Origin of the sequence: Facklamia sp. P13069, from assembly GCF_050409405.1 — a bacterium.
Classification (GTDB): domain Bacteria; phylum Bacillota; class Bacilli; order Lactobacillales; family Aerococcaceae; genus Facklamia.
On record NZ_JBNUPN010000007.1, the window covers coordinates 46,759 to 71,926 of the forward strand.

The following is a 25,168-nucleotide window of genomic DNA, read 5'->3' on the forward strand; positions in this document are numbered from 1 at the left end:
ACATAATGTCAAAACGTACCATACTTTTAATTGATGGATCGAGTTTAGCCTTTCGTTCTTTCTTTTCAATCCTTGATATTGAACGTTTTAAAAATCGATCAGGTCTTCATACTAATGCTCTTTTCACTTTTAAGAGAATGTTAGATAATGTCTTGAGTCAATTTAAGCCAACCCATGTTTTAGTGGCATTTGATAAGAGTGGTGGCACTTTTCGGACAGAAAAATATCAAGACTATAAAAGTGGACGCCAAAAGACACCTACTGAATTCAAAGAGCAGATTCCATATTTTCGTGTGCTGTTAGAAGCCTATGGTATTAAACATTATTCTTTAAGTAATTATGAAGCGGATGATATTATAGGAACTCTTGCTTATCAAGCAGGCCAAGCAGATCAAGTTATTGTCCTATCTGGAGATAAAGATTTAACTCAATTAGCCAGTGATAAAACAACTGTGTATATTACGCGTAAAGGTGTTTCTGACCTAGAAGCATACACCCCTCAATCAATCCAAGAAAAATGGGGGATTGAGCCTTTACAAATTATTGACATGAAAGGTCTTATGGGGGATTCATCTGATAATTACCCAGGTATTACTAGAGTGGGTGAGAAGACAGCACTTAAATTACTTCATCAGTTTGGTTCAGTAGAAGCCATGTATGATCGCTTAGATGAGTTAAAAGCTTCTAAAATGAAAGAAAACATTATTAATGATGAAGCTAATGCAAGGATGAGTAAAGATTTAGCTCGTATTCTTCATGATGCACCGATAGAATTGACAATTGAGGAGACTCTTTTGCACCAACCAGATTACCAAGCTTTAGCTGAGTTCTATCGTCAAATGGACTTTCAAACCTTCTTGAAAGACTTGCAAGTTGAGCAAGGGGAGTCGAGTACGATTAATCAAGCAGCAGAAGATTTACCTGAAATTTCCATCCAAGTAATCGATTCAGCAGACCGGATTGAACCCACTATCTTACCTGATCAAGCAGTGTATTACAGTGAAATCTTACAGGACAATTATCACTTTGCCCCTATTAAAGCGGTCGCTTGGTTAGATTTTAAACAAAATCAATTGTACATCCTTCCTGAAGACTTAGCTTTTAGCAGTCAAGTTTTTAAAGAGTGGTTAACTAACGAAGACAAGCAAAAAATCTTTTTTGATTATAAACGTGAAGCGGTCATAGCTTCCCGTTACGATACACAAATTAATGGCATAATGATGGATGTTTTGATTGCCACTTATTTAATTGATACAAAAAACAACCAAGAACTTGCGGATGTGGCGAATCTTTTAAATCTGCCAGTGACAGTGCAATACGATGAAACGATCTATGGTAAGGGAGCAAAAAGAGCTTTACCTGAAAATAAGGATCAGTTTTACCAACATTTAGCCAATAAATTACAAACTCTAAAAGCAGTTCAACAACCATTAGAAAATCGTTTAGAAGAACTAGAGATGACAGACCTCTATCATGAAATAGAGTTACCTTTGGCTCAAACCTTAGCCAAGATTGAAATCGGTGGCATAAAGGTTGATCGTTCAACTCTAGATGAAAAAAATGAGCAAGTTCTAATTCGTATGCAAAAAATGGAAGAAGAAATTCATAACATGGCTGGCTCAACTTTCAATGTGAATTCTCCTAAACAATTGGGTATTGTTCTTTTTGAAGATTTAGGCTTGCCTATTATCAAGAAAACAAAAACCGGGTATTCTACAGCAGCTGATGTTTTGGAAAAGTTGAAAGACAAGCATCCCATTGTCCCAGCTATTTTAGCCTATCGACAGATTGCAAAATTACAGTCGACCTATTTAGCAGGGCTTCCACCCTATATTAAAGAAGATGGTAAGATTCACACACGCTTTGTCCAAACTTTAACTCAAACAGGACGTCTTTCATCCACTGATCCTAACTTACAAAACATACCAATCCGAATCGAAGAAGGACGGCTAGTGCGTCAAGCTTTTGTACCAAGCAAGAAGGGCTGGAAGTTATTTGGGGCGGATTATTCACAAATTGAATTACGCGTTTTAGCTCATATTTCGCAAGATCAACACATGCAAGAAGCGTTTAGAAATAATGAAGATATCCACTCTGCTACGGCTAGAAGAGTCTTTAACCTAGAAGATGATCAGGCAGTAGATGCAGACCACCGTCGCCAAGCCAAGGCAGTTAACTTTGGAATAGTATATGGAATTTCTGATTATGGTTTATCACAAAATTTAAACATTACCCGTAAAAAAGCCAAGGCTTTTATTGATCGTTACTTTGAAATGTTTCCGGGCATCAAAACATTTATGGAAACGATTGTGGAAGAAGCTAAAGAAAGAGGCTATGTAAAAACACTCTTCAATCGCCGGCGTTATTTACCGGATATTCACGCTACCAATTTTAATGTTCGTTCCTTTGCAGAACGAACTGCTATGAACTCGCCAATTCAAGGAAGTGCGGCTGATATTATTAAAGTTGCCATGGTTAATTTAGATCAGCGCTTGAAAGAGGAAGACCTTCAATCACGCATGATTTTACAGATACATGACGAATTGATCCTTGAAGGACCAGAAGAAGAAATGTCGATCTTAGAAAAAATAGTTCCACAAGTGATGGAGGAGGCTGCTGATTTGAGTGTTCCACTAAAAGTAGACTATCATTATGGAGATTCTTGGTTGGAGCTTAAATAAATAGAAATAAACTCACAACAAAATGTCTTAGAACTTGAAAATTCTTAAGAATTTAACTTGTGAGTTTTTGATTTATCATATGTAAAAGTTTACTAATTTTTGTTATATTGAGAAACTTAAATTTTTCATTGACGCACTTTTAAAATTAATATAAAATAAAACTAGCCACTTTGAAAGCGTTATCAAACAGTGGTAAAATAAAAGGAGGTTTTTTATGATTACGAATGGATTTCACTTTATCGCCTTCATGTTACTTTTCATAGGTGTAATGGTTTGGCTTGAAAGCAAGTATAAGGATTCGAAGTTCTTTACTTATGTACCAGCACTGATAATAGTTTATTTTGGAACGATGTTATTTTCAACCTTTGGTTTTTGGCAAGGGGAGGAAGTCTTGGGTGCAAGGGGAGCGATTAAGGATGCTATTCTTCCAGCTATGATCTTTCTAATGCTTCTAAGAGCTGATTTAAGAGATATTGCCAAGTTAGGCTGGAAAATGATCCTATCATTTTTCTCAGCAACAATCACGATTACAATAGGCTTTGTAATCGCTTTCACCCTATTCAAAGGCATCCTATCGCCGGATGCTCCGCTCACGCTTGGTGCCTTAGCAGGTAGTTGGGTAGGTGGCGTCCAAAATATGTCTGCTGTTATGGAATCATTAAATCTTAATAGTGAAAGTATGGGATACACTCTTTTGATTGATTCGATTGATTATTCAATGTGGATAATGTTCTTGTTAGCTATGGTACCTTTTGCTAAAAAGTTTAATAAATGGACCAAGGCTGACACCTCTGTCATAGATAAAGTGAATGAAAATTTAACTATTAAATTTGATAAAATTAGCACAGCCATTGAGCATCATCATATTCTACTGTTATTAGGTTTAGCTTTTAGTTTTACTGCCCTAGCACAAACGATAGCTGGCTACTTACCTGGTAACTTTGAAACAGGCTGGACAATCATTATCGTTACTTTTATTGGTTTAGCGTGCGCTATGACACCTTTAGGTAAGATTCCGGGTGCCCCACAGCTATCTAATGTTTTGTTATATTTATTAATTGGTTTAATTGCAGCTACTTCAAATTTTGCCGAATTAACCCAAGCCCCAGCTTATATTTTAACTGGTTTTGTTATTTTGTTAGTTCACGGCATATTAATGTTAATTATAGCTAAGCTTTTTAAGTTGGATTTATTCACATGTGGGGTGGCTTCATTAGCTAATATAGGTGGAGTAGCATCTGCACCAGTTTTAGCAGCGGCTTATTCTCAATCTTTAGTGCCTATTGCTGTATTAATGGCCTTAATAGGTGTAAGTACGGGAACATTTATTGGAATACTAATTTCAAATCTTTTAGCATTTTTAGCTTAAAATCTTTAAAAACTGTATCTTTTAAGATGTGACAACAATAGACGATTGTTTGAATGATATTTTATCTGTCTACTTGACAGGGGGCATATCAGAAATTCAATCGTCTTTTTTGTGTCCTTATTAAGACAAAATCTTTAAAATAGCTTGAAGCTTCTAAGCTAGGATGAAAGTCCCCCCCTCTTAGTATATAATAATTGGTGTACATAAAAGAAAAGGACGGAAATTATGATAAAATTAATGAAGCAAATCACTCGTTTTGTTTTTGTTGGAGGGACAGCGACCCTACTAGATATGGGGATCCTCTATTTGCTTAATTATCAATTTGGTGTTAATCACCATATTGCCGCAACCATTGCTTTTGTAGTAGCTACCTTTTATAACTATTACCTGTCTATGAAATTTGTTTTTAAAAGTAAGTTTGAAGCAGGAGAACGACATAAAGAATTTCTGGCTTTTTTCATTTTAAGTGTTATCGGATTGCTAATCACCCTAATCGGCTTGGTAATCTTTGTAGATTGGCTCAAGTGGGATGTAATGATTTCTAAGGTGCTGATCGGTATTGTTGTGATGATTTTTAATTTCGTGACACGTAAAATTTATTTTGAAGGGGAGGCAGACCTACATTGAAAATAACAATTTTGATTCCCTTTTATAATGAAGAAGAAATGATCGAAAAGACTCACCAAGTTTTAAGTAAAGAATTGAAAACAATGGTTGAGTTCGAATTTGAATTACTTTATGTGAATGATGGCTCCTCCGATCACACCTTAGAATTGATGCGAAAAATTGCTGAACAAGATGAGCGAGTTAAATACCTTTCATTTAGTCGCAATTTTGGTAAGGAGGCTGCAATGTTAGCGGGCTTTGATCATGCCAGTGGCGAAGCAGTTATTATTATGGATGGAGATTTACAAAATCCGCCATATTTAATTAAAGAAATGATTGCTAAATATCAAGAAGGCTATGATGTGGTGAATGCCAAGCGAAGTCGAGATGGCGAACGAAAAACAACCAGTTTTTTTGCAAAAATCTTTTATAAAGTTGCCAACACCATGATGGATGTCGAATTGACGGATGGTGTTTCGGATTTTCGTCTGTTATCACGGCCAGCCATTAATGCTATTATCTCATTAAGAGAGTATAATCGTTTTTCTAAAGGATTATTTTCTTGGATAGGTTTTAAGGAAACGGTCATTGAATATGAAAATGAATTACGACAAGCAGGACAAACAAAATGGTCATTCAAAAAGTCTTTAAACTACGCTTTAGATGGAATCCTATCCTTTTCTAATCATCCCTTAAGAATGATTTTTGGCTTAGGTTTAACTTGTATTGCAATTGCCGGACTCTATATTATATGGTTACTTTTTAACTACTTTAGTGATCCGAGTCAAGCAGTATCAGGTTACTTCACCACTATTTTTACAATTGTATTTTTTGGAGGCGTTCAATTAGTCTCCATTGGGGTTTTAGGTGAATATATTGGTAAAATATTCTATGAGGTAAAGGGAAGGCCTCATTATATTATTGAAGAAAGCAATATTAAGAAGGGGGACCAGGAATGAAGAAAAAAACATGGATTTATGGAATGAGCGGCTTGGCTCCTTTGGCCTTAATGCTAGTAGGGTGGTTTATTAATGATTTCTTTCCTTTTGGAGAAAAGTCTTTCTTAGCTATCGACTTTAATCAGCAATTTATTGATTTATATATATTTATGCGAAATTCTTTTTATTCAGGTGATTTTGGCGCTTTGTTTTATTCTTTTACCAAATCAATTGGAGGAAATATGATTGGGGCTTGGGCTTATTACTTAATGAGTCCTTTCAATATATTTTATTTAATTTTACCCATGAAATGGATAACCTATGCTATATTTTTATCGGTATGGTTGCGGTATGGGGCTATGGGCTTATCCATGGCTTATTATCTTATTAAACGCCATGGTGGCCAAAAAAGACCTTATTTGACTTTGATTTTGGCTACCACCTATGCCTTGAATGGTTTCGCTGTGTCTTATCAAATGACACCTATTTTTATGGATGCATTATGGCTAATGCCTCTGCTGCTTGTAGCGCTAGAAAATGTACTGGATGGTAAAAAGCCTTACACCTACATTTTTCTTTTGGCTTCGACTATGATCATTCAATATTATATGGGCTATATGATTTGCTTGTTTATTTTATTCTATAGTTTTTATTATTTGTTTGTTCAATATTACCAAGTACATAAAGACCATTATTTTAAATTTTTAGGACAAAATGTTGTTCGCTTAGGTATGTTTTCTCTAATAGGAATTGGACTGTCAGCTCTATTATTAGTGCCTAACATTTATAACTTACTCTTTTCAAAAGCTGCTTTGGAATCGACTCTATCTTTTGATTGGGAATTACAAATAAATCCATTAGATATCTTTGCTAAGTTAATGATAGGGGCTTTTGATAATGAGTCATGGTCTGCGGGACCGAACTTACCCAACATATATGTTGGGTCCTTAGCTATGGTGGGGGTAATCAGTTATTTCCTATCGAAAACAATTAAAACCAGCCATAAATGGGCGAGCGCTACTGTTTTAACTATCTTCTTCTTTTCTATGACCCATGAATTCACTAGCAAGATTTGGCATATGGGACAAAATCCAGCAGGCTTTTTCTATCGTTTTTCTTGGATTCTAGTCTTTTTCCTTATCTTATTAGCTTATCAAGGACTCAAGGATAAAGTGATTGAAAGCCAGGAAGTTTTCATTGGAATAGCTATTGCCCTCTTAATTCAGTCTGTAGTGATGGTCAAGGAATATTCTTTCCTGACTCCTGAACAAAGACAAGCTTCCGCCTTTATTTTTGGGCTAATGTGGTTGGTTCTTTATTTAGTAAAACAGCCTCACTTTAAATGGCTGCTAGTTTTATTATTAAGTTTTGGAGAGTTAAGTGCCAATGCCTATCTTTCCCAGGGAAGACTAAATCATAACAATGCTTTTAAATTTGAAAATGCACTGGATGTCATTGACGAATCTATTGATAAAATTCGTCCAGACAAAAGCGATTTTTACCGTATCTCTAAAACATTCTATCGGTCTAAAAATGATCCGATGACTTTTAGTTATCCTGGAATGACAACCTTCACCTCTAGTTTAGAAGGCTCTACACGAGATTTGTTCGAAGAACTAGGGAATTCAGCGATTGATGCATCTATTTATTATTATGGTACTCCTTTAACTGATGCTCTATTCGGAGTGAAGTATTTTGTAAATAATGAACCCTTTTCAAGTGATGATCAAGCTGTTATTGATCAGACTTATATTTTTCCAACGGATGTGACACGCCTAGATATTACTAATGAGGCGAATAAGGTAGATGAAACCGATCGATTTACCATTTTCCAAACGCCTAAAACATTGCCGATTGCTTTTGGAGTAAGTAATCAGTTGGCTCAATTGAATTTAATTGAAAACCGACCGATCGCTAACCAAAATGCGATTGCTCAAGCTCTCCTATCAGATGATACAGAAATTTTCAAACTGGTTGAGACCGAGGTGACTTTAACCAACTTAATTCATGGAGCGACACAATCAGGAGGTCAAATCTTTTCTCGTGAAGATAATACACTGGATGGTTCAATGAAGTTGATTTTTACGCCAACTACTGATGATTCCTACTTTGTCGATATTCCGCGCAGTTTATCAACCTATAAGGGAGAAGTCGACATTTTATTAAATGGACAGAATTACGATTATCGCTCTAAATTCGGAGCCAATCAAGTCTTTAATATTGCCCATCAAGCCAAAGGTCAAGAACAAGAGTTGGAGATCATTATTAAGGCTGACCGACAATTCAATTTGACAGATCTGAAGATTTACCAAATGGATCAAAATAAGGTTAACCAAATAATCGAAGACCGGCAGTCAGAGGCCATACAAATAGAAGAGTGGGGCTCCAACTATGTGAGAGGTTCGATTACAATTAAAGATAGCCCTTGGGTGTTTACTTCTATTCCGTACGACCAAGGATGGCAAGTGAAGGTCGATGGAGAACTTGTAGAAGACGAAAAAATATGGGATTCTCTTTTGGCCTTTCAAGTAGAAGCTGGCGAACATCAACTTGAAATGATCTTTCAGCCGAGAGGCCTTTTATTGGGAGCAGGCATTACTAGTTTGTCTGCCTTAAGTTTAATTGCTTGGGCTCTTCTAGAGCAAAAGTACGGCAAGTTCTTAATGTTTCATCGAAATGGTGAGTCGTTAAATAAACGACAAATTGGTCGCTCAGCCAAAAAGTCTCCTACTGACCAGCAGGTTGAAAGGTTCAAAATTACAAAAGATCCAACGAATGACATTAAAGTAGAGGAGTAAATTTCAAGATGAGTCAGAAAAAATCTTTAATTATTTCTTGGTCACTTGGCTTTCACTTTCTATCAGCTTATCTAATAACGGCGATTTTAAACATTATGATGTGTCCTGAACTCAATGTTTTGGTCATTCTGGATAATCAAGTGTCCATATTTTCTTTTTTAAGTATGCTTGTTTTAGTTTTTTCACTTTTATTAGCGGGCGATTTTCATTTTTCAAGAGAAGATTTAAGAGGAGAATTTTTTACTATTGTCTTAGTAATATTTTGTCTATTCTTTACATGGCAAAACTCATCCTTAGTAATCGTCTTGGGTGTGTTTTTTCTTTTAATGACCTACTATTGCTATCTCTTTTTCAATAGACTTAAGAAACAATTCATTGTATTGGGAGGAGCTTTTATCTTAGCGATACGCTTCATTTATCTGGCTGTTTTTTTGAATGAAGAAACATTTGTAACAAATAGTTCATCAATGGATAAAAAATTATTAATCTTATTTATTTTAAGTGCTATTTTAGCTTACTTCTTAACTCGTGGAAGTCTTCTGGAACGATTAAATTTAAGAATGAGGTCAGGGAGTTTATGGGCAATATTCTTTCTGTCCATTATATTGTATGCATCAACAGTTGGCTTATGGGTAATTGCTAGAGTTTTAGTCTATGCTTCACCGACTTATGATATGGGCATTTTTTCGCAGATGTTTGAGAGTATGGCGAATGGGATGGGGCCTATTACAACTTTAGAAAGAGGAGAAAAGTTGTCACATTTTGCAGTGCATCTCTCTCCTATTCATTATTTAATTCTGCCTGTTTATTGGCTATTACCGAGTCCTTTGACTATTCAAGCGCTTCAAGTTCTCATTGTAATGTCAGGAGTCATACCTTTATATTTAATACTTAATCAGTTAAAGTGGAGTGTGAAGTATCGAATTGTCTTTCTTTTGCTCTATTTATGGATGCCATCATTGACTAGCGGTCAATTCTATGACTATCATGAAAATTGTTTTTTAGCACCATTAGTTTTATGGTTAATTTATGCCGACTTCAGTCAATCGAGCTGGAAGATGGCGGTAGCAACCCTATTATTATTAGCAGTCAAAGAAGATGCGATTGTTTATGTAATAAGTATCGGGGCTTTCTTTTTATTACAAAATCTTTGGCCCCAAACGTCTAAGGTAAAAAAAGTAATACTGGGGCTTCAGATTATTATACCAATAGCTTATTTTTTCTTTGCTATTACTTGGTTAAGACACTTTGGCACTGGGGCAATGACTAGTCGCTTTGCCAATTTTATGCTGACAGACCAAGAGGGTTTAATCCATGCGGTCTTTAATGCCATAAAAAACCCCGCATTCACATTAGCAAGTATTTTTACTTATGAAAAGTTAAAGTATCTCTTGATTATTTTTGCAAGCCAGGCCTTCTTACCCTTGCTACAAGTTTCATGGCGCCCGTATATTTTATTGTTACCCCTTTTGGTCATCAATCTTGTCAGTGACTGGCCTTATCAAGTCGACTTATTTAAACAATATCACTTTGGGTCGAGCACGCTTATTCTTTTTATGTCTATCATAACCATTGAACATTGGCAAAGAAGAAAAGTGTATCTGTTTCGAACCAAAAAAATCTCATTTGAACAATTATCTAGCTTTTTCATCACCTTATCAATATTAGCAAGCCTTTCGTTTTTTGTAACAATGATAGGCCCTAGAAAGTATGATTATCAATCCTATCAAAACGACACTGAATTTTATCAATCGATTCAAAAGACCTTAGCTAAAATACCAAAAAATAGTAGAGTTGTGACGGTATCCTCATATACGACACCTTTATCAAAAAATTCAGAACTCTATGATCTTTTCTATCATAATAATCGAGAAGTAGACCTTACTATTGATTATGTTGTTTTTAATCGCTCAATTTTAGAAGGTCAATCAGAAGAAAAACAAGTAATTGAAAAATATCTTGCTTCAGGCTATATTGAAAGTGATCTTTCAGGTAGGGATGTTGTTATTTTAGAAGCTAGATAAATTTTTGAACCACCTAATCCTAGGTGGTTTTTAAAATAGGACGATATCATCTTTACTATTCGACATAACCGACAAAGTTCTTCTTTCATGATAAAATAAAAATAGATTTCAGTTTAGGAGTGGGTTAAATGCCAGAATTACCAGAAGTAAATGCTGTCATGATTGGATTGAATCAGTTGGTTCAAGGAAAGACCATAAAAAAAGTAAATGTTTATTGGCCTAGAATAGTAGGGGCTGAAAATGCTGAAGAAGTAAAATTGTTTGCTAATCAGTTAATCGACCAACAAATCATTGAAGTCAAACGAAGAGGAAAATATTTAATATTTATTCTTAGCGATAAGGTTATGATTTCGCATTTGCGAATGGAAGGTAAATATCAATACACTCCTCAAGATCAATTGACATCCTATCAAAAAGATAAGCACACTCATGTCGAATTTATGTTCTCTGATGGAACTTTATTGAACTATCATGACGTTAGAAAGTTTGGTCGGATTGAAGTAATAGCGAAAAATGAGCTAGAAAATTATTTTCTCGCCAAGGACTTAGGTCCAGAACCCACAGAAAATGAGTTTGATTTAGCAAGTTTTCAAAAAGACCTATCCAAAATTAATCGTATGATTAAACCTGTTCTCTTAGATCAAAAAACAGTGGCAGGTTTAGGAAATATTTATGTTGATGAATCCTTATTTAGAGCAGGAATCCATCCAGCTAGTTTGGCCAGGTCTGTTCCACTAAGTAATATGCAAGATCTACATCAATCAATCATTGAGGTGATTGATGAAGCGGTCAAGGCAGGAGGCTCATCCGTTCGAACTTACCGCAACAGTTTAGGACAAGCAGGAGAATTTCAACAACAATTGCAAGTGTATGGGCGCAAGGGACAGCCTTGTTTTCGATGTGGTACTACCGTAGAAAAAACTCAGTTGGCTCAACGAGGCACACATTACTGTCCAAGGTGTCAGAGATATTTTACTTAGTAAAAACAAACATGATCGACTAAACAGGAGGTATAGTATGACGTTTTTGATAGCATTAACAGGAGGAATAGCAACCGGTAAATCAACCGTGGCTCAAATAATTAAAAATTTAAACTATCCAGTTATTGATACGGATCTAATTGCAAGGAAAGTAGTTAAGCCTGGTAGTAAGGGATTAAATAGACTGGTTGAAAGATTTTCTGAAAAAATCCTATTGGGCTCAGGTCATTTAAACCGTCCACTTTTATCGGCAATAGTCTTCAATGATTCTCAAGCTTTAGAAGCCCTTAATCAAATTTTACACCCTTTGATTCTTGAAGAGCTAAGACGTCAAATTAAAACGTTATCTGAACCATTGGTATTCGTTGAAGTGCCCTTGTTATATGAAGTGGGTTGGCAAGCTTTCTTTGATCAGGTGTGGGTGATCTATGCGCCTTATCATAAGCAATTAGAACGCTTGACTCAAAGAGATCAAATCGATCTAGAAATGGCTCAAAGAAAAATTTCTAGTCAAATCCCCACTATCGAAAAAATTGAGCAAGCTGATTTTGTCATTGATACTGAGTTTGACAAAGAGACAGTTGCTGAACAAGTTAATCAAGCATTACAAGATTTATTAAATAAGCTATAATAGAATTAGGAATTACTTTAATATATTTATATAGAAAGGGGGAGCTTTGATGGAATGTCCAAAGTGTCATCAGCAACAATCCAAAGTAATTGATTCCCGACCCGCAGAAGATGGTGCATCTATCCGACGTAGAAGAGAGTGTATGACTTGTGGTTTTCGTTTTAATACTTATGAACGTATTGAGAGAACACCTTTATTAGTAGTTAAACGTGATGGAACACGTGAAGAGTTTAATCGTGATAAACTCTTGCGTGGTATTGTTAGAGCGGCAGAAAAACGACCGATTAGTCGTGAGCAAATGGAAGAAGTGGTCGGTCACGTTGAAAATAAAATTCGAGAAGTTTGTGAACAAGAAATTGCTAGTAAAGATATCGGTGAATTTGTAATGCCTTTATTAATGGAATTAGATGAAGTGGCCTATATTCGTTTTGCTTCGGTATACCGTGAATTCCAATCACGTGAAATGTTTATTAAAGAACTTGAAGCCCTAACGCTACAATCAAAATCATCGGAGCAAGAGGACCATGGTCTTACAGATTAATCCTTATCAACCTTATCAAGTCAAATTAGGCCTTCCTTTATCATTTCAGCAACTTCAATGTTTAACTCAACTTTATCAACCGATTATTGGGGCCGATGCAGTCAGTTTATATTTAACTTTGGCTCACCAACCGAGAGAAAAACTTAATTGGACCTATCGGACGATGCACTCTCGATTATTACCTGTTCTTAATATGGGTATAGGGGATTTCAATCAAGCACGCATTCATTTAGAAGCTGTGAATCTTATAAGGACTTATCGAGATGAAAAGTCACATGATGACTATACACGGCAAACTATTTTCTATGAAATGCAAATGCCTTTGTCAGTGGAACATTTTTTTAAACATCCCCAATTATCATTAGCTCTTTTTAATCAAATAGGTGATGAGTCTTATTATGGCTTGATTCGTCTGTGGAAAAAAGAAGACCTAGGGCAGACAGCATTAAGCGAAATCACCTTACCTTTCGCTGAGGTTATCAATGCTAAAAGCGAAAACTTTCGTCGTAGTGAATTATTTGAAGCGACCGAAGGCATACAATTCCAAGACCAATACTCAAATTTTGAGCTTGATGAAGACAACTTTCAAGATAGATTTGATTTATCTTTCTTTTATCAGATACTAGCCAGTAAACAAGTTGCTAAAGAATTGATAAGCCAAGCTGTCTTGAACCAAATAGCTAGCTTAAGTCAGTTTTATGAACTAGATGAGGAAGCTATGGCGCAAGTTGTTAAACTCGCTCAAAGTCCAGTCACACAACAAATTGATCTTGAATTGTTAAGAACTTATGCAGCAAAATATCAGTATTTTAAGAAACGCGAATATTATGATCAATTAGTCGACCAGTCAGTCAAAGCAAGTCACGAAGAACTTGCTAATTTGAAAAATGATTTAAGAACGAACTATCCAAGCTTTACCGATCAAGAAATTGAAATTATACTTATCTGTCAGCAAATGAATCCAAGTGAATTTTTAAATCAAATTAAAGAAGAAGCAGGCGGATTTGCGACGAGTTCTGAACATTATTATTTAAAAGAACTAATTGAGAAATCACGTCTGCCACAAGCTGTCTTGAACTTTTTAGTTTATTATTTAATCGTTATGGAAGGGCACGCCAATTTTGAAAAAGGAAGATCGAATCGATTGGCTAATGAGTGGCAACAAGTGGGACTATCCAATCCTGCAGAGGCCTTGGAGTTCTTACATAAGCAGAGACTCTTTAAAGAGAAACAAAGTAAAATTAAAGACAAGCAAAAAGCACAATCATCAAAGAACAATTGGACTAACAAAAAAAAATATCAAGAGTTGGTGCCTAGTTGGTTGAAGGAACAACAAAATCCAAAAGCCACTTCTCAAGAAAATGCTAGCAGTAAACCAGTTGAGACAAATGGTAAGAACGCATTGTCAAAGGAGATAGATGATGACTCTATAGACAAAGGCGCAAAACCTTCGTCACAATTAAAAGAAGAAGAAATTCGCAAACGACTAGAGAACTTATTAAATAAGGGGGAAGATTAAGATGCAATCCATCAAACAGCTGATGAAAGATTTTGAAAATCAAACACCCCAATCTGCTTCAAGTCAAGAAATGACAAAAGTGCTTCTCAATTATCCTGCTATTAAGGATTTTATCAATGCTAATCAGGACAAAATTTCACTAGAAATGATCATGAATTCTCTATCCAAACTCAACGAGTATCGGATGGAAAAAGAAGCCATGGCAGCAGGTAAAGAAGGGCAAAACCCTGGTTTTACACCGGAACTTTTTATCAACTATAACTATATAGATGTTACCTATGTGCCCACTCAAAGTTATTTACATCAACAGGCCCAAAGAAAAACAGCTGCTTTAATTGATAATCGGATGATGGCTCTAGATGTTCAAAAAGCAAGGCTTGAAGATTACGACTTAACCAGTCCGCAACGTTTAGTGTTGATGGAAGCTGTCACAACTTTTATTGAAGAGATTAAAGTGAATATTCGTCAAGCCAGAGGTATGTATATCGCTGGACCGTTTGGTGTTGGAAAGACCTATTTATTAGGGGCCTTAGCCAATGCTCTAGCCAGTTTGGGTTATCAAGTATCGATGATTCATTACCCAACCTTTACGATGGAAATGAAGGCTGTGATTGGGCAAGACAATCAATTATTTATGATGTTAGAGCAAATTAAGAAGAAAACAGTTCTAATTATTGATGATATTGGGGCGGAATCGAATTCAGCTTGGTTAAGAGATGATTTATTAGGGGTTATACTCGAACATCGGATGAAGGAATCCTTACCAACATTTTTCACTTCCAACTTCACAATGGCAGAGTTAGAAGTTCATTTAGCTTCTAGTCGTAATGCTTCCGACGTGACGAAAGCGGCAAGAATCATGGAAAGAATTAAATTTTTAACTAAGGAATGGCAATTGACGGGAGAAAATCGCCGCTTATCTAACCGTTAATTTATTAAAGAGAGGAAATCGATGTATGAGAGATGGATTCAAATCAACAGATTTTAAAAAAGAGCAAAGGTTTATATTGCTAGTCCTTGCTATTGCACTGATTATTCAAATAACGGTGGCAGGGTTGTATTTCTTTGTGGAAAAGCAAACTGTTTTATTATTTCCTATGTTTTTAGGGATTTTAGCTAATTTGACTGGCATTGGCAGATTAATGCAATTATGAAACTAATTCTTGCATTTTTTTAAGATTGATGGTTTAATGAATTTAACTCAAGATAAGAAATTAATGAGAAGTCACGAAGTTTAATTCCCTCATTTCAAGAGAGAGGTCGTTTGCTGGAAGACCTTAATGATAATTAGCTTTACCCCTTCTTGAATGCTCGACCCAAGCATGAGTGGTAAGTCGAGACGTCGGAGGCGTTAACTCTATGAGATTATCTTATAAAAGATAATGAACTTGGGTGGAACCACGTCGAATACACGTCCCATTGGTTAGTAATAGCCAATGGGACGTTTTGTTTTAAGTTTCAGTAGTACGGAGGAGGAATCTTATATGTCAACAATTCATTTAACATTACCGGATGGTGCTGTAAGAGAATATCAATCAGGCATCACACCCATGCAAGTAGCAGAATCTATCTCTCGTTCTTTAGCTAAAGCAACCTTAGCAGGTAAATTTGAAGGAGAGATTATTGACCATAATCGACCAATTGAAAAGGATGGGTCAATTGAGATTATCACTAATAAAAGTGACGAAGCTTTACAAATTATGCGTCACTCAACCGCTCACTTAATGGCTCATGCTATGACTCGTTTGTATCCAGGTATTCACTTTGGTGTAGGACCTGCCATTGATTCAGGATTCTATTATGATACTGACAAACCAGATCCAATTACCGAAGAAGAATTGCCAAAAATTGAAAAGGAAATGAAAAAAATTATTTCAGCCAATTATCCAATTGAACGGCGAGTGGTATCGCGTCAAGAGGCTTTAGAGATTTTTAAGGATGATCCTTACAAGCAAGAGTTAATCAATGATTTACCTGAAGACGAAATTATCACCGTCTATACGCAAGAAGATTTTACTGATTTATGTCGTGGAATTCATGTGCCTTCAACTGGTAAGATTAAGACTTTTAAACTCTTGTCACTCGCTGGAGCTTATTGGCGTGGCAATTCTGATAATAAGATGATGCAAAGGGTTTATGGAACAGCATTCTTTAAACAAGAAGATCTAGATGAATTCTTAAGATTACGTGAAGAGGCTAAGGAGCGCGACCACCGTAAATTAGGTAAAGAATTGAACATATTCATGATTAGTCCGGAAGCGGGATCAGGTTTACCTTTCTGGCTACCTAATGGAGCAACTATCCGTCGTACCATCGAACGCTATATTACTGATAAGGAAATTTCATTGGGTTATCAACATGTTTACACTCCAATCATGGCCAAGACGGATCTTTATAAGACCTCGGGACACTGGGATCATTATCAAGATGATATGTTCCCGCCTATGGATATGGGTGACGGTGAGATGCTTGTTCTAAGACCGATGAACTGTCCACACCATATGATGATTTATAAAGATGATATTCATTCCTATCGTGAACTACCTATTCGAATTGCAGAATTAGGGATGATGCATCGTTATGAAAAATCGGGTGCTTTATCAGGCTTGCAGCGTGTTCGTGAAATGACACTTAATGACGCGCATATTTTCGTTCGTCCTGACCAAATTAAAGAGGAATTTAAGCGTGTGTTACAGTTGATTTCTGAGGTATATCAGGACTTTGGCATTACAGATTATCGTTATCGTTTATCATACCGTGATCCTGAGGATACTAAGAAATACTTTGATGATGATGAGATGTGGGAAAAAGCCCAAGCTATGCTTAAAGAAGCTATGGATGAATTAGAATTGGATTACTTTGAAGCGGAAGGGGAAGCAGCTTTCTATGGGCCTAAGTTAGATGTTCAATTCAAAACAGCTATTGGCTTAGAAGAAACCATGTCCACAGTACAATTAGACTTCCTACTTCCAGAACGCTTTGACCTAACTTATGTAGGTGAGGATGGTCAAAATGACCATCGTCCGGTTGTTATCCACCGTGGTGTAGTTTCAACTATGGAACGATTCGTTGCCTACTTAATTGAAGAGTACAAGGGATCCTTCCCTACTTGGTTAGCTCCAGTTCAAGTTGTTCTTTTACCAGTTAATCTCGCAGCCCATGGTGAAAAAGTAGAAGAAATCTATCATGCTTTGAGAAATGTTGGTGTTCGCGTTGAAATGGACTTGCGTAATGAAAAACTTGGCTATAAGATTCGTTCAGCTCAAACTTCTAAAGTTCCTTACCAATTAGTAATTGGGGACAAAGAAGTTGAATCTGGTAATGTGAATGTTCGTCGTTACGGTCAAGAAAATTCAGAATCAGTTTCGGTTGAAGATTTCATTGCAATGATTTTAGCGGATATTAATAATAAATCGAAAAAATAAAAAATTATAATTCTAAACACTTATCGCCCAAATTGTCTTTATTAACTACTTAAAGGCAAATTTGAGACTAAGTGTTTTTTTAATTCACAAAAATTATTTTCTAATAAGGCGGCAGTTATTAGCAATGATCATAGCAGTCTTGTATAGGTGTCATGAAGGCACAGGGTATTTCAAGCTTCGTTATCGGTAGCTCAGTCGTCTACCAAACTTTACTAATGGCGGTTATAGGAGCCACGCTCGGTTTGATATTTACTCTTTTAACAGCCCTTTATTTACCAGCAAAAGTACCTTTTGCTTTTTCATGGGAATTAATTGGAATTACAATGGTCTTAATGATTGTCTTTGCGGTTTTAGGTGGATTGCTTTCAGTTAGACAAATTGTACGCATTGATCCAAGTCAAGCGATATCTTAGGAGATAAACGTGAAAGCCATAGAAATTAAAAATATTGAAAAAGTTTTAAAGATGGTGACAAAACAATTCAAGCTTTGAAACAGACTAATTTTGAGATTGAACCAAGCGAATTTGTGGCCATAATTGGCCCAGCTGGTTCTGGTAAAAGTACTTTATTATCGATTATTGGAGGGCTCCAAAGTCCTTCAAAAGGTCAAGTCTACTTAAAAGAAGATTTTTCCGCTTTAAGTGATAAAGAACGTACTAAACGCCGCTTTGATAAAATAGGTTTAATTTTACAAGCCTCGAATCTTATTCCTTTTTAAAAGTTAAAGATCAATTCCGCTTAGCTGATGAACCGACGGCTAGTTTAGATAGTGAACGTGCTTTCGAGGTAGTGGATCTTTTAGCAAAAATGACTAAGGAAATAGCATAAGCAACAATTATGGTGACGCATGACACGCGGCTAATATCTAAATGTGACCGATTTTTTAAAATGATAGATGGAAAATTAGAAGAAGCCGATAGCAATGAATATTTAAAAAGCAGATTTCCTTTTTAAAGGAGATCTGCTTTTTAATCATCTAAAATTGTCAAATATTCTTTTAATAAAGTTAGTTATTGGATTATCTCTTCGATTTTCTAAAGTGTTTTTTTCTTGTTCGGTTTGAGACTCATTATCTTCTTCACCATCTATGGAAGTTTCATTAAGCTCTTCTTCAACTTTGGATTGAGTGACTTGATTAAGGGGTAAGTTTTCATTTTGATATAAATCAGGATGTTCAGCTAAAGCATCAAGAATCAAGGTTAATTGATCATAAGAAGAAGAATAACTTCCATCTTCTTGGATAAAGTTCCCCATGGATAAGGCAATAATTTCACGCCCATTTTCCTTGCCTGTCGCTACAAAACTATCTCCTGCACCATCTGTGAGACCGGATTTAAGGCCATTAATTCCTTCTCTTCCTAATGATTGACCAGGTAAAAGAGGGTTAGGGGTATTAAAAACTTGGCTAAAGTCGCCATCTTCCTGGAAAACATAAGTTTTAGCAGAAGAAATATTTAAAATTTCTGGAAATTCTTTAATGACATTTTGAGTCATCAAAGCTAGGTCCTGAGCAGACATTGCGTTTTCATTACTAGCTAGAGACCCAGCCATACGCCAATCTTCAGGTATAAATTCATTAGGGACACCAGAAGTTGTGTATAAATCGAAATCTACAAAGCCCCAATTATTAAGTTGGTCGATCATCGCTTGAACAGCTGCAGTTTCTGAACCATAGATTTCTCGCATCAGTAAAGAGGCTGCATCATTCCCTGAACGCATAATTAAAGCATGAAGTAAATCATCTACAGTATATTTTTGACCAGCTATTAAAGGGGTGCTAGTTAACTCAGGGTTATCAGAGAGTGCTTGAGTTAGATCACTGGGAGCTTCAATTTCACTTGTAATTTTTATTTTCCCATCTTCAATTGCTTTATAAGTAAGATAGGCTGTAAGAATTTTAGTTGTAGAAGCAATTGGATAGGGGATATTACTTCCTCTTTGAGCTAAAATTCGATTTGTTTCAACATCTACCACAATGAAGGATCTTGAACTAATTGAACTATCAAAAAAGCTGGTTAGCTCCTCTGGGTAATCATCTGGCATGACGACCGTCTTGTATTCTTTGGCCTTATTAATATCTCTAGACAGATCAGGTAATTTAGATAAATTTTCAACTTGGGCTGAAATAGCTTGATTGAATAAATTGCTAAAAAGCATGACTAAAACAAGTTTTTTAAAAAATTTTTGCCAATTTATTGAATGTATAGGCATAGGCTGTCCTCCTTAAAATGGGTGTGACTAACGTTAAAACTAGTCAATAAACTATTCTTTATTATAGCGAAATCTCAATTTAAGTCCAATTGAGATATGAAATTTAAAAAAAACAAAGAAGCATCAAATTTCGTTCACAGTTATGAAAAGCGCAATTTTAAATGTTGATTGGTAAAAATGAAAGAGATTACAACATAGTAATTTTTGATGAAATAGTTTTATTTATTGGGAGAAATTTAATAGAGAGACCATTCATTGATAATAAGGTTAAGTTTTCCCATAAATTGATCCACTGTCCCAATTTCTCTTTTCATTAGAACCAGAGCATAGATAGGGTGTCCATTTTCAAAATAAATAGCTGTACCGTGATAGGCATAATCCAGTTGTCCATATTTAGCAGCCATACCACCTTTGATATAAAACTTAAAGTGTTGATCTTTTTCAGAAATGGATATGTATCTAACTAGAGGTAAATATTCTTTATCTTGGGCAATTTGTTTTAGTTAAACTAATAAAGTATTAGGAGTAGCATAGTTATATTGATCATAAAGACTTTCTGTCTTTTGACTAGCCCCTGATTTTTCAACCAAATCACGTTTAAAGTCTCCAAAATTGTTTTGATAATAATTAATCAGAATGTTTCAAGCGATGTTATTTGAATACACTAATAAATTTTCAATCAGCTCTTCTAATTGGTATTCAGACTGAATGGGACTATGGGTATTTTTTTCTGCACCTGATTCAAAATCAACATTGCTGGCAGGCAATTGACTTTTCCAGTTAAGTTTTCCCTCTTCAATTAATTAGATGTAAAGAACAGCCGTTCCAACTTTATTGCTAGAAGGAGCATATTGGCCGATAATTTCGTTTAAAAAGTGAGATTCTTTAGTGAAAAATTATAGTAGGAAATGCCTAGACGAGAAGATGGGGAATTATAGTCATTTATTAAATCATTCACTAAATCAGTAACTGAACGATAGGAATCATAATTTCTTGAATAGGATGTAACTTGATGTTCTTCAATCCGATTTTTTCATCCATGCTGGTTTCTTGAGTCTCAATAGTTGTACTTAGTCTTTCTGACGCAGTTGTAATAGATTCTTCGCTATCAGAAGGAGAATGAGAGTCCTGCTGACAGTCAACTAGAAATATCATAAAAAAGCTAATAAAAAGTTTTTTATCGACATGAGCATTTCCTAAGATAATGTAAGAAATACGGTGTCAACCACATAAACATTGAACTTATTTCTAAATAACGAGTCCATTTAAGCTTTGAGATGAACTGTATTTGGTTAATAATAACTACTTTATGAATAATCTTCAAGATAAAATCTGTTTTTACTTAATGAATATATAGAGCATCTTTTGCTATAATAATAAATATTAGTCATGGAGGTGGATGGTAGTGAATTTGAAATCTTTGACTCAAAGTGAAAATCTTGAAGGTAATTTATTCTTATTGGTGTCAGTTTCAGTCTTATTACCTTTTTATGTTGGTAGCGCTGTTATTTTTTTAACAACCTTATATCTTCTATTTCAACACCGTCGAGACTTGAGACAGATAATGCGCAAACAGAGTTGGTTATTTATCTTTTTGATATATAGTTTAATCATATCAATCTACTTTAGGAATTATATCGGAGTTGCCGTCACATTTGTTCTTTTTTTACTTTTTTTACTATTTAATTTTTATTTTCAAATAATTACTCCTCAGCTTTTTTTAAAACAGATAAAAATTTTCACATGGGGGTCTATCCCGTTAGCTTTGCTAGCGTTTGTAAGATATACTTACTATGTTTTTATGAATGGTTACGATTTATTTTATATTTTTAAGTATCATAATCCGCAAATTCGTGCAGAAGCAACGTTTTTTAATCCTAATTATTATGGACTATATATTGCCATGGTTTTAGTAATGGCTATTTATTTAATGGCGAAAACAAAGCGACCACTTGATCGTTGGTTATCGATGATAGTCATCTTCTTAAATTTAATTAGTTTATTTTTAACTGCTTCGAGATGGTCTATTCCTACTTGTATTGTAGGGATTGTCCTTATGGTATTTTTCTTAAAGCCTAAAATAGCATGGGGGATTGGTTTTGCTTTAGCAGGAGGTTTTTTAACTTTGTTTATAAAACCTGAATTATTACCTAGGTTTACTACTTTGGCGCATGCTTTTGATGACCGTTTTGCAATTTGGTATACTGGATGGCAAATATTTATAACAAGCCCCTTAATCGGAAGAGGGCCTATGGCTTATGTTACCTTTTATTATTTGTTTGCAGATCAAGGAAAAATGCATGCCCACCAGTTATTGATTGATACACTAGCTAATTACGGTATTGTAGGTCTAATGGTTTTAACAATGGCTTTTAGTCATTACTTTAGGAATGTAGTTGAACGAGTCTTCCAACCTAAAATTAGACTAGAATTAGGTCTCATTGTGTCAATATTAGTAATCGTTCTTTTTCACGGTATGATGGATGTGGGAATTTTTTGGATACAAACAGGCTATATCTTACTAAGTATTCTAGTGGTCCCTTTTTGTGTTCTCGAACAATTGGAAAATGAAGTTTAAAAGTATGTTGATCAAATAATTTTGAATACAAAATTCACCCACGCAACTTTTGTTGAAGAAGTTGCGTGGGTGATGTGATTATTATTGAATCTGTTGGTAATGGTACCATTCATTTACGCGTAAATTTAAATCCCCCATAAAATTATCGAGTGTACCCAGATCGTTGGTCATTAGCACTAGACTATATATAGGCTTTCCATCTTCGAAGTATATACCTGTATCGTGATAACCATTACCATACTGACCATATTTAGTAGACATTCCTTTATCAACGTACAGCTTGAATCGTTGTCCTTTTTGTGCGATTAACATGTAGTTTATAATAGGTTGATAGCTATCATCGAAAGCAATTTTATTAAGATAACCGATTAGCATATTGGGTGTCGCATAGTTCATATTTTGAGTTAAAGCAATCGGTTTATTATTAATGCCTGATAGTTCGATTAAGTCATTGCGATAATCACCATAATTTTCGTAATAATAATCGATTAAAATGTTCCAGGCAGTATTATCTGAATAGACTAGAAGGTTAGAAATCAATTCCTCTAAGCTATAATATGAGCGCAAGGGATTATTGGTGATTCTACCATCACCTTCTTCTAAATCCTTTTCGCTAGCAGGCAGTTGACTATCCCAACTTAGGACACCTGCTTCAATTAGGTCGAGATATAGGACGGAGGTTCCCACTTTGTTGGTAGAAGCTGCATGACGTGCTTCATTTTCGTTTAAGTAATAGGATTCTTCACTTACAAAATTTTGATAAGCAATACCTAGCTTAGAAGAATCAAAGCCATATTCATCAATTAAATCTTCGATAATTTCTTGAATGGAGTCATATTGATCGTAATCTAAGGAAAATGATGAAGCGGCTGGTTGTTGTTCGGTATCATCTTCTTGTGTAGTTTCAATAGTTGTTTTTCCACCACTTGCAGAGGTGGTTTCTTCCTTATCGGTTGTTCCGTCATCTTCAACTATTGGTTTATCTTCTTTAACTGTTTCGGTACTTTCGTTAGGCTCTATGGAAGAAACTTCTAAGTCTTCGTTTGTCTCTTCTTTATCATCGTTTGACTTGTTTTGCTTTTTTATAATTGCTTTTCTTAATTTGTCAGTTTTGGATAAAGTTGTTTCTCTACTCTCTTCTTTAGTAGAAGATATTTGATCATCTTCATCAGCAACTGACTTTTCAAGTGAGGAAGAAGGTTGACTTTGTAATGATTGTGAATCCTCTAATGAAGCTTGATTGTTAGATGAGTCAACTGAAGAGCTTTTCACTTCAGGGGATGAGGTATTTTGGCAAGCTGTTAACAGCCCTATCATAATCGTTCCTATTATAATTTTTTTTAAGTCCATTAAAAAACTCCTAATATTTAGATTTCTGCAGTATTATATCATCAATTATGATTAATAGCTAAAGGAAATTTGCGCTCTAAGAATTTGAGGGCTAGACGCTAAGACATAAGCATGCCCATTTAGAAGCACCTTGTGTAACATATGTTTGACAACTCTAGAGTTCTATTTGCAATTTATAAATATATATCTTGATAAATTTGATAAATTTATGAAAAGATATAAAGAAAACTTTGACGAAGGAAAAAAGAGGCACGTAAACAAGGAATATAAAGAATTATATGACAGAAGGCAAAGACTTCAAAACAAGCTAGACAAAGAACTCACTAAAATAGAAAAAGCTGATATTAATAAAGAGCTTGAAGAAATAAACAGGAGACATTTTAGTATCCCATGTCTTAATCCAATGGATGAGAGTTTTAAAAGAATACAGTATGTTAGATATGCTGATGATTTTATAATAGGAGTTATAGGTTCAAAATCAGATTCAGTAAAAATAAAAGAAGAGATTAGTAAATTTATCGAAAGCAAACTAAAACTTGAGCTTTCAAATGAAAAGACACTAATAACAAAGACTACTGATAAAGCCAAGTTTTTAGGATTTGATATAAGAGTTACCCCAAGAAGTAATCACACCAAAAGAACAAAGGCAGGTATAAAGGCTAGAAATTTTGGTGGTCATGTAAGAATTGAAGTTTCAACCTCAACAATACAAAAGAAACTCGTTGAACTAGGAGCACTAAGAATTAAAAAGTATGATGGAAAAAAAGTTTGACTACCTAAAGAAAGGACAAAGCTAACTGCACGAACAGATTTAAGTATTTTAGAACAATATAATGGAGAAATAAGAGTTTTTGCAACTATTACATGATAGCTAACAACTCTTCTAAACTTCATAAATTTCGATATATCATGGAGTATAGTTTATACAAAACACTAGCGTGTAAGTATAGAACTAAAATCACAGACATTATTAAGAAATACCATATAAACAAGGATTTTGGTATAAAATATCTTGATAAAAATGGTAATGAGAAAATACGATTATTGTGGAAAGGTAGTTTAGCAAGAAGAGATTATCCTAAAGAAGATACAGTAGATATTATTCATAAGTCTAAAGGCATTCTAAAAAAGCCAACTCTAGGACATAGACTTAAAAGTAATAAATGTGAATGGTGTGGAGCAGAAACGTAAAAACTAATGGTTTATCAAGTAAAGAAATAAAAAGACTTATCTAACGATAGTGCTTGGCATAATTTTATGAAAAGCATAAATAGAAAAAAAGCCAGTGAGTCTGGTAATCTATGTAGTAACGACACAAACATAGAACAGGAGACTCCACATGGCTCAAACATATTATACCACATCCCCCAAAGGCAAACATCTATCTTATGAAGAACGTGTGAAGATTGAAGCGTATAAAATACAAGTCCCTCCTCCATCCAACCGAGCAATCGCTCGATTGCTCGGACGTTCACCTCAGACCATTCATACAAAAGTGAAACGCGGGACAGTTACTC

General features: G+C 35.1%; 22 protein-coding genes and 2 pseudogenes. 19 read left to right on the plus strand and 5 right to left on the minus strand.

Annotated elements, in window-relative coordinates; genetic code table 11:
• Positions 1 to 5: 5 nt before the first annotated feature.
• The 15 genes and pseudogenes from polA (at position 6) to ACQV2T_RS03370 (ending at position 18,466) form a co-directional block, all read left to right on the plus strand.
• Complete coding sequence (gene polA, locus ACQV2T_RS03300) at positions 6 to 2,681, plus strand: DNA polymerase I (RefSeq protein ID WP_428885023.1); 2,676 nt, start codon at positions 6 to 8, stop codon at positions 2,679 to 2,681.
• Positions 2,682 to 2,895: 214 nt separating this feature from the next.
• Positions 2,896 to 4,050 (plus strand): DUF819 domain-containing protein, encoded by a 1,155-nt coding sequence (locus ACQV2T_RS03305; RefSeq protein WP_428874854.1) that lies wholly within the window; start codon positions 2,896 to 2,898, stop codon positions 4,048 to 4,050.
• 225 nt (positions 4,051 to 4,275) lie between these two features.
• Entirely contained in the window at positions 4,276 to 4,677 is a 402-nt protein-coding gene (locus ACQV2T_RS03310) for a GtrA family protein (protein ID WP_428873616.1), read from the plus strand.
• Positions 4,674 to 5,615, plus strand: a complete 942-nt coding sequence (gene pgfS / locus ACQV2T_RS03315) for a glycosyltransferase PgfS (protein ID WP_428891864.1) — start codon at positions 4,674 to 4,676, stop codon at positions 5,613 to 5,615. The genes ACQV2T_RS03310 and pgfS overlap by 4 nt, the downstream gene beginning before the upstream one ends.
• Positions 5,612 to 8,392, plus strand: a complete 2,781-nt coding sequence (locus ACQV2T_RS03320) for a YfhO family protein (protein ID WP_428891865.1) — start codon at positions 5,612 to 5,614, stop codon at positions 8,390 to 8,392. Before pgfS ends, ACQV2T_RS03320 begins: the two co-directional genes overlap by 4 nt.
• 8 nt (positions 8,393 to 8,400) lie before the next feature.
• On the plus strand, positions 8,401 to 10,416 hold the full coding sequence (locus tag ACQV2T_RS03325) for a DUF2079 domain-containing protein (RefSeq protein ID WP_428891866.1): 2,016 nt from the start codon (positions 8,401 to 8,403) through the stop codon (positions 10,414 to 10,416).
• A gap of 128 nt (positions 10,417 to 10,544) precedes the next feature.
• Entirely contained in the window at positions 10,545 to 11,396 is an 852-nt protein-coding gene (gene mutM, locus ACQV2T_RS03330) for a DNA-formamidopyrimidine glycosylase (protein WP_428876501.1), read from the plus strand.
• Between the two features lie 37 nt (positions 11,397 to 11,433).
• On the plus strand, positions 11,434 to 12,027 hold the full coding sequence (gene coaE, locus ACQV2T_RS03335; protein WP_428873621.1) for a dephospho-CoA kinase: 594 nt from the start codon (positions 11,434 to 11,436) through the stop codon (positions 12,025 to 12,027).
• 49 nt (positions 12,028 to 12,076) lie between these two features.
• Complete coding sequence (gene nrdR, locus ACQV2T_RS03340) at positions 12,077 to 12,568, plus strand: transcriptional regulator NrdR (protein ID WP_428876502.1); 492 nt, start codon at positions 12,077 to 12,079, stop codon at positions 12,566 to 12,568.
• A complete protein-coding gene (locus ACQV2T_RS03345; protein ID WP_428876503.1) occupies positions 12,552 to 14,087 on the plus strand; it encodes a DnaD domain protein in 1,536 nt (511 codons plus the stop codon). Before nrdR ends, ACQV2T_RS03345 begins: the two co-directional genes overlap by 17 nt.
• 1 nt (position 14,088) lies before the next feature.
• On the plus strand, positions 14,089 to 15,018 hold the full coding sequence (gene dnaI, locus ACQV2T_RS03350) for a primosomal protein DnaI (RefSeq protein WP_428873624.1): 930 nt from the start codon (positions 14,089 to 14,091) through the stop codon (positions 15,016 to 15,018).
• A 25-nt stretch (positions 15,019 to 15,043) separates the two neighbouring features.
• Positions 15,044 to 15,241, plus strand: a complete 198-nt coding sequence (locus ACQV2T_RS03355; RefSeq protein ID WP_428873625.1) for a hypothetical protein — start codon at positions 15,044 to 15,046, stop codon at positions 15,239 to 15,241.
• 330 nt (positions 15,242 to 15,571) lie between these two features.
• Positions 15,572 to 17,512: a threonine--tRNA ligase gene (thrS, locus tag ACQV2T_RS03360; RefSeq protein ID WP_428874847.1), complete on the plus strand. Its 1,941-nt coding sequence runs from the start codon at positions 15,572 to 15,574 to the stop codon at positions 17,510 to 17,512.
• A 152-nt stretch (positions 17,513 to 17,664) separates the two neighbouring features.
• Positions 17,665 to 17,925: an FtsX-like permease family protein gene (locus tag ACQV2T_RS03365; RefSeq protein WP_428893232.1), complete on the plus strand. Its 261-nt coding sequence runs from the start codon at positions 17,665 to 17,667 to the stop codon at positions 17,923 to 17,925.
• Between the two features lie 9 nt (positions 17,926 to 17,934).
• Positions 17,935 to 18,466: pseudogene (locus tag ACQV2T_RS03370) on the plus strand (ABC transporter ATP-binding protein).
• 18 nt (positions 18,467 to 18,484) lie between these two features.
• Here ACQV2T_RS03370 and ACQV2T_RS03375 read toward each other — a convergent pair.
• From ACQV2T_RS03375 to ACQV2T_RS03390, 4 genes are all read right to left on the minus strand, one after another.
• Positions 18,485 to 19,723 (minus strand): D-alanyl-D-alanine carboxypeptidase family protein, encoded by a 1,239-nt coding sequence (locus tag ACQV2T_RS03375; RefSeq protein WP_428874549.1) that lies wholly within the window; start codon positions 19,721 to 19,723, stop codon positions 18,485 to 18,487.
• A gap of 236 nt (positions 19,724 to 19,959) precedes the next feature.
• Positions 19,960 to 20,127, minus strand: coding sequence for a hypothetical protein (locus tag ACQV2T_RS03380; protein ID WP_428874550.1), 168 nt, complete (start codon positions 20,125 to 20,127; stop codon positions 19,960 to 19,962).
• A 237-nt stretch (positions 20,128 to 20,364) separates the two neighbouring features.
• Positions 20,365 to 20,523, minus strand: coding sequence for a serine hydrolase (locus ACQV2T_RS03385; RefSeq protein ID WP_428874555.1), 159 nt, complete (start codon positions 20,521 to 20,523; stop codon positions 20,365 to 20,367).
• A 157-nt stretch (positions 20,524 to 20,680) separates the two neighbouring features.
• Positions 20,681 to 20,878: a hypothetical protein gene (locus tag ACQV2T_RS03390; protein ID WP_428874551.1), complete on the minus strand. Its 198-nt coding sequence runs from the start codon at positions 20,876 to 20,878 to the stop codon at positions 20,681 to 20,683.
• Positions 20,879 to 21,524: 646 nt separating this feature from the next.
• Here ACQV2T_RS03390 and ACQV2T_RS03395 point away from each other — a divergent pair.
• Complete coding sequence (locus ACQV2T_RS03395) at positions 21,525 to 22,301, plus strand: O-antigen ligase family protein (RefSeq protein WP_428882376.1); 777 nt, start codon at positions 21,525 to 21,527, stop codon at positions 22,299 to 22,301.
• Positions 22,302 to 22,382: 81 nt separating this feature from the next.
• Here the strand turns inward: ACQV2T_RS03395 and ACQV2T_RS03400 are convergent, their stop codons facing one another.
• Positions 22,383 to 23,651: a serine hydrolase gene (locus tag ACQV2T_RS03400; protein WP_428893233.1), complete on the minus strand. Its 1,269-nt coding sequence runs from the start codon at positions 23,649 to 23,651 to the stop codon at positions 22,383 to 22,385.
• A gap of 208 nt (positions 23,652 to 23,859) precedes the next feature.
• On the opposite strand from ACQV2T_RS03400, the gene ACQV2T_RS03405 reads away from it, so the two are divergent.
• From ACQV2T_RS03405 to ACQV2T_RS03415, 3 genes and pseudogenes are all read left to right on the plus strand, one after another.
• Entirely contained in the window at positions 23,860 to 24,423 is a 564-nt protein-coding gene (locus ACQV2T_RS03405) for a reverse transcriptase domain-containing protein (RefSeq protein ID WP_428893234.1), read from the plus strand.
• Between the two features lie 86 nt (positions 24,424 to 24,509).
• Positions 24,510 to 24,842, plus strand: a pseudogene (locus ACQV2T_RS03410) (group II intron reverse transcriptase/maturase); the annotation flags it as partial.
• Between the two features lie 148 nt (positions 24,843 to 24,990).
• A partial coding sequence (locus ACQV2T_RS03415; protein WP_428893235.1) for a helix-turn-helix domain-containing protein occupies positions 24,991 to 25,168 on the plus strand: 178 nt, incomplete at its 3' end.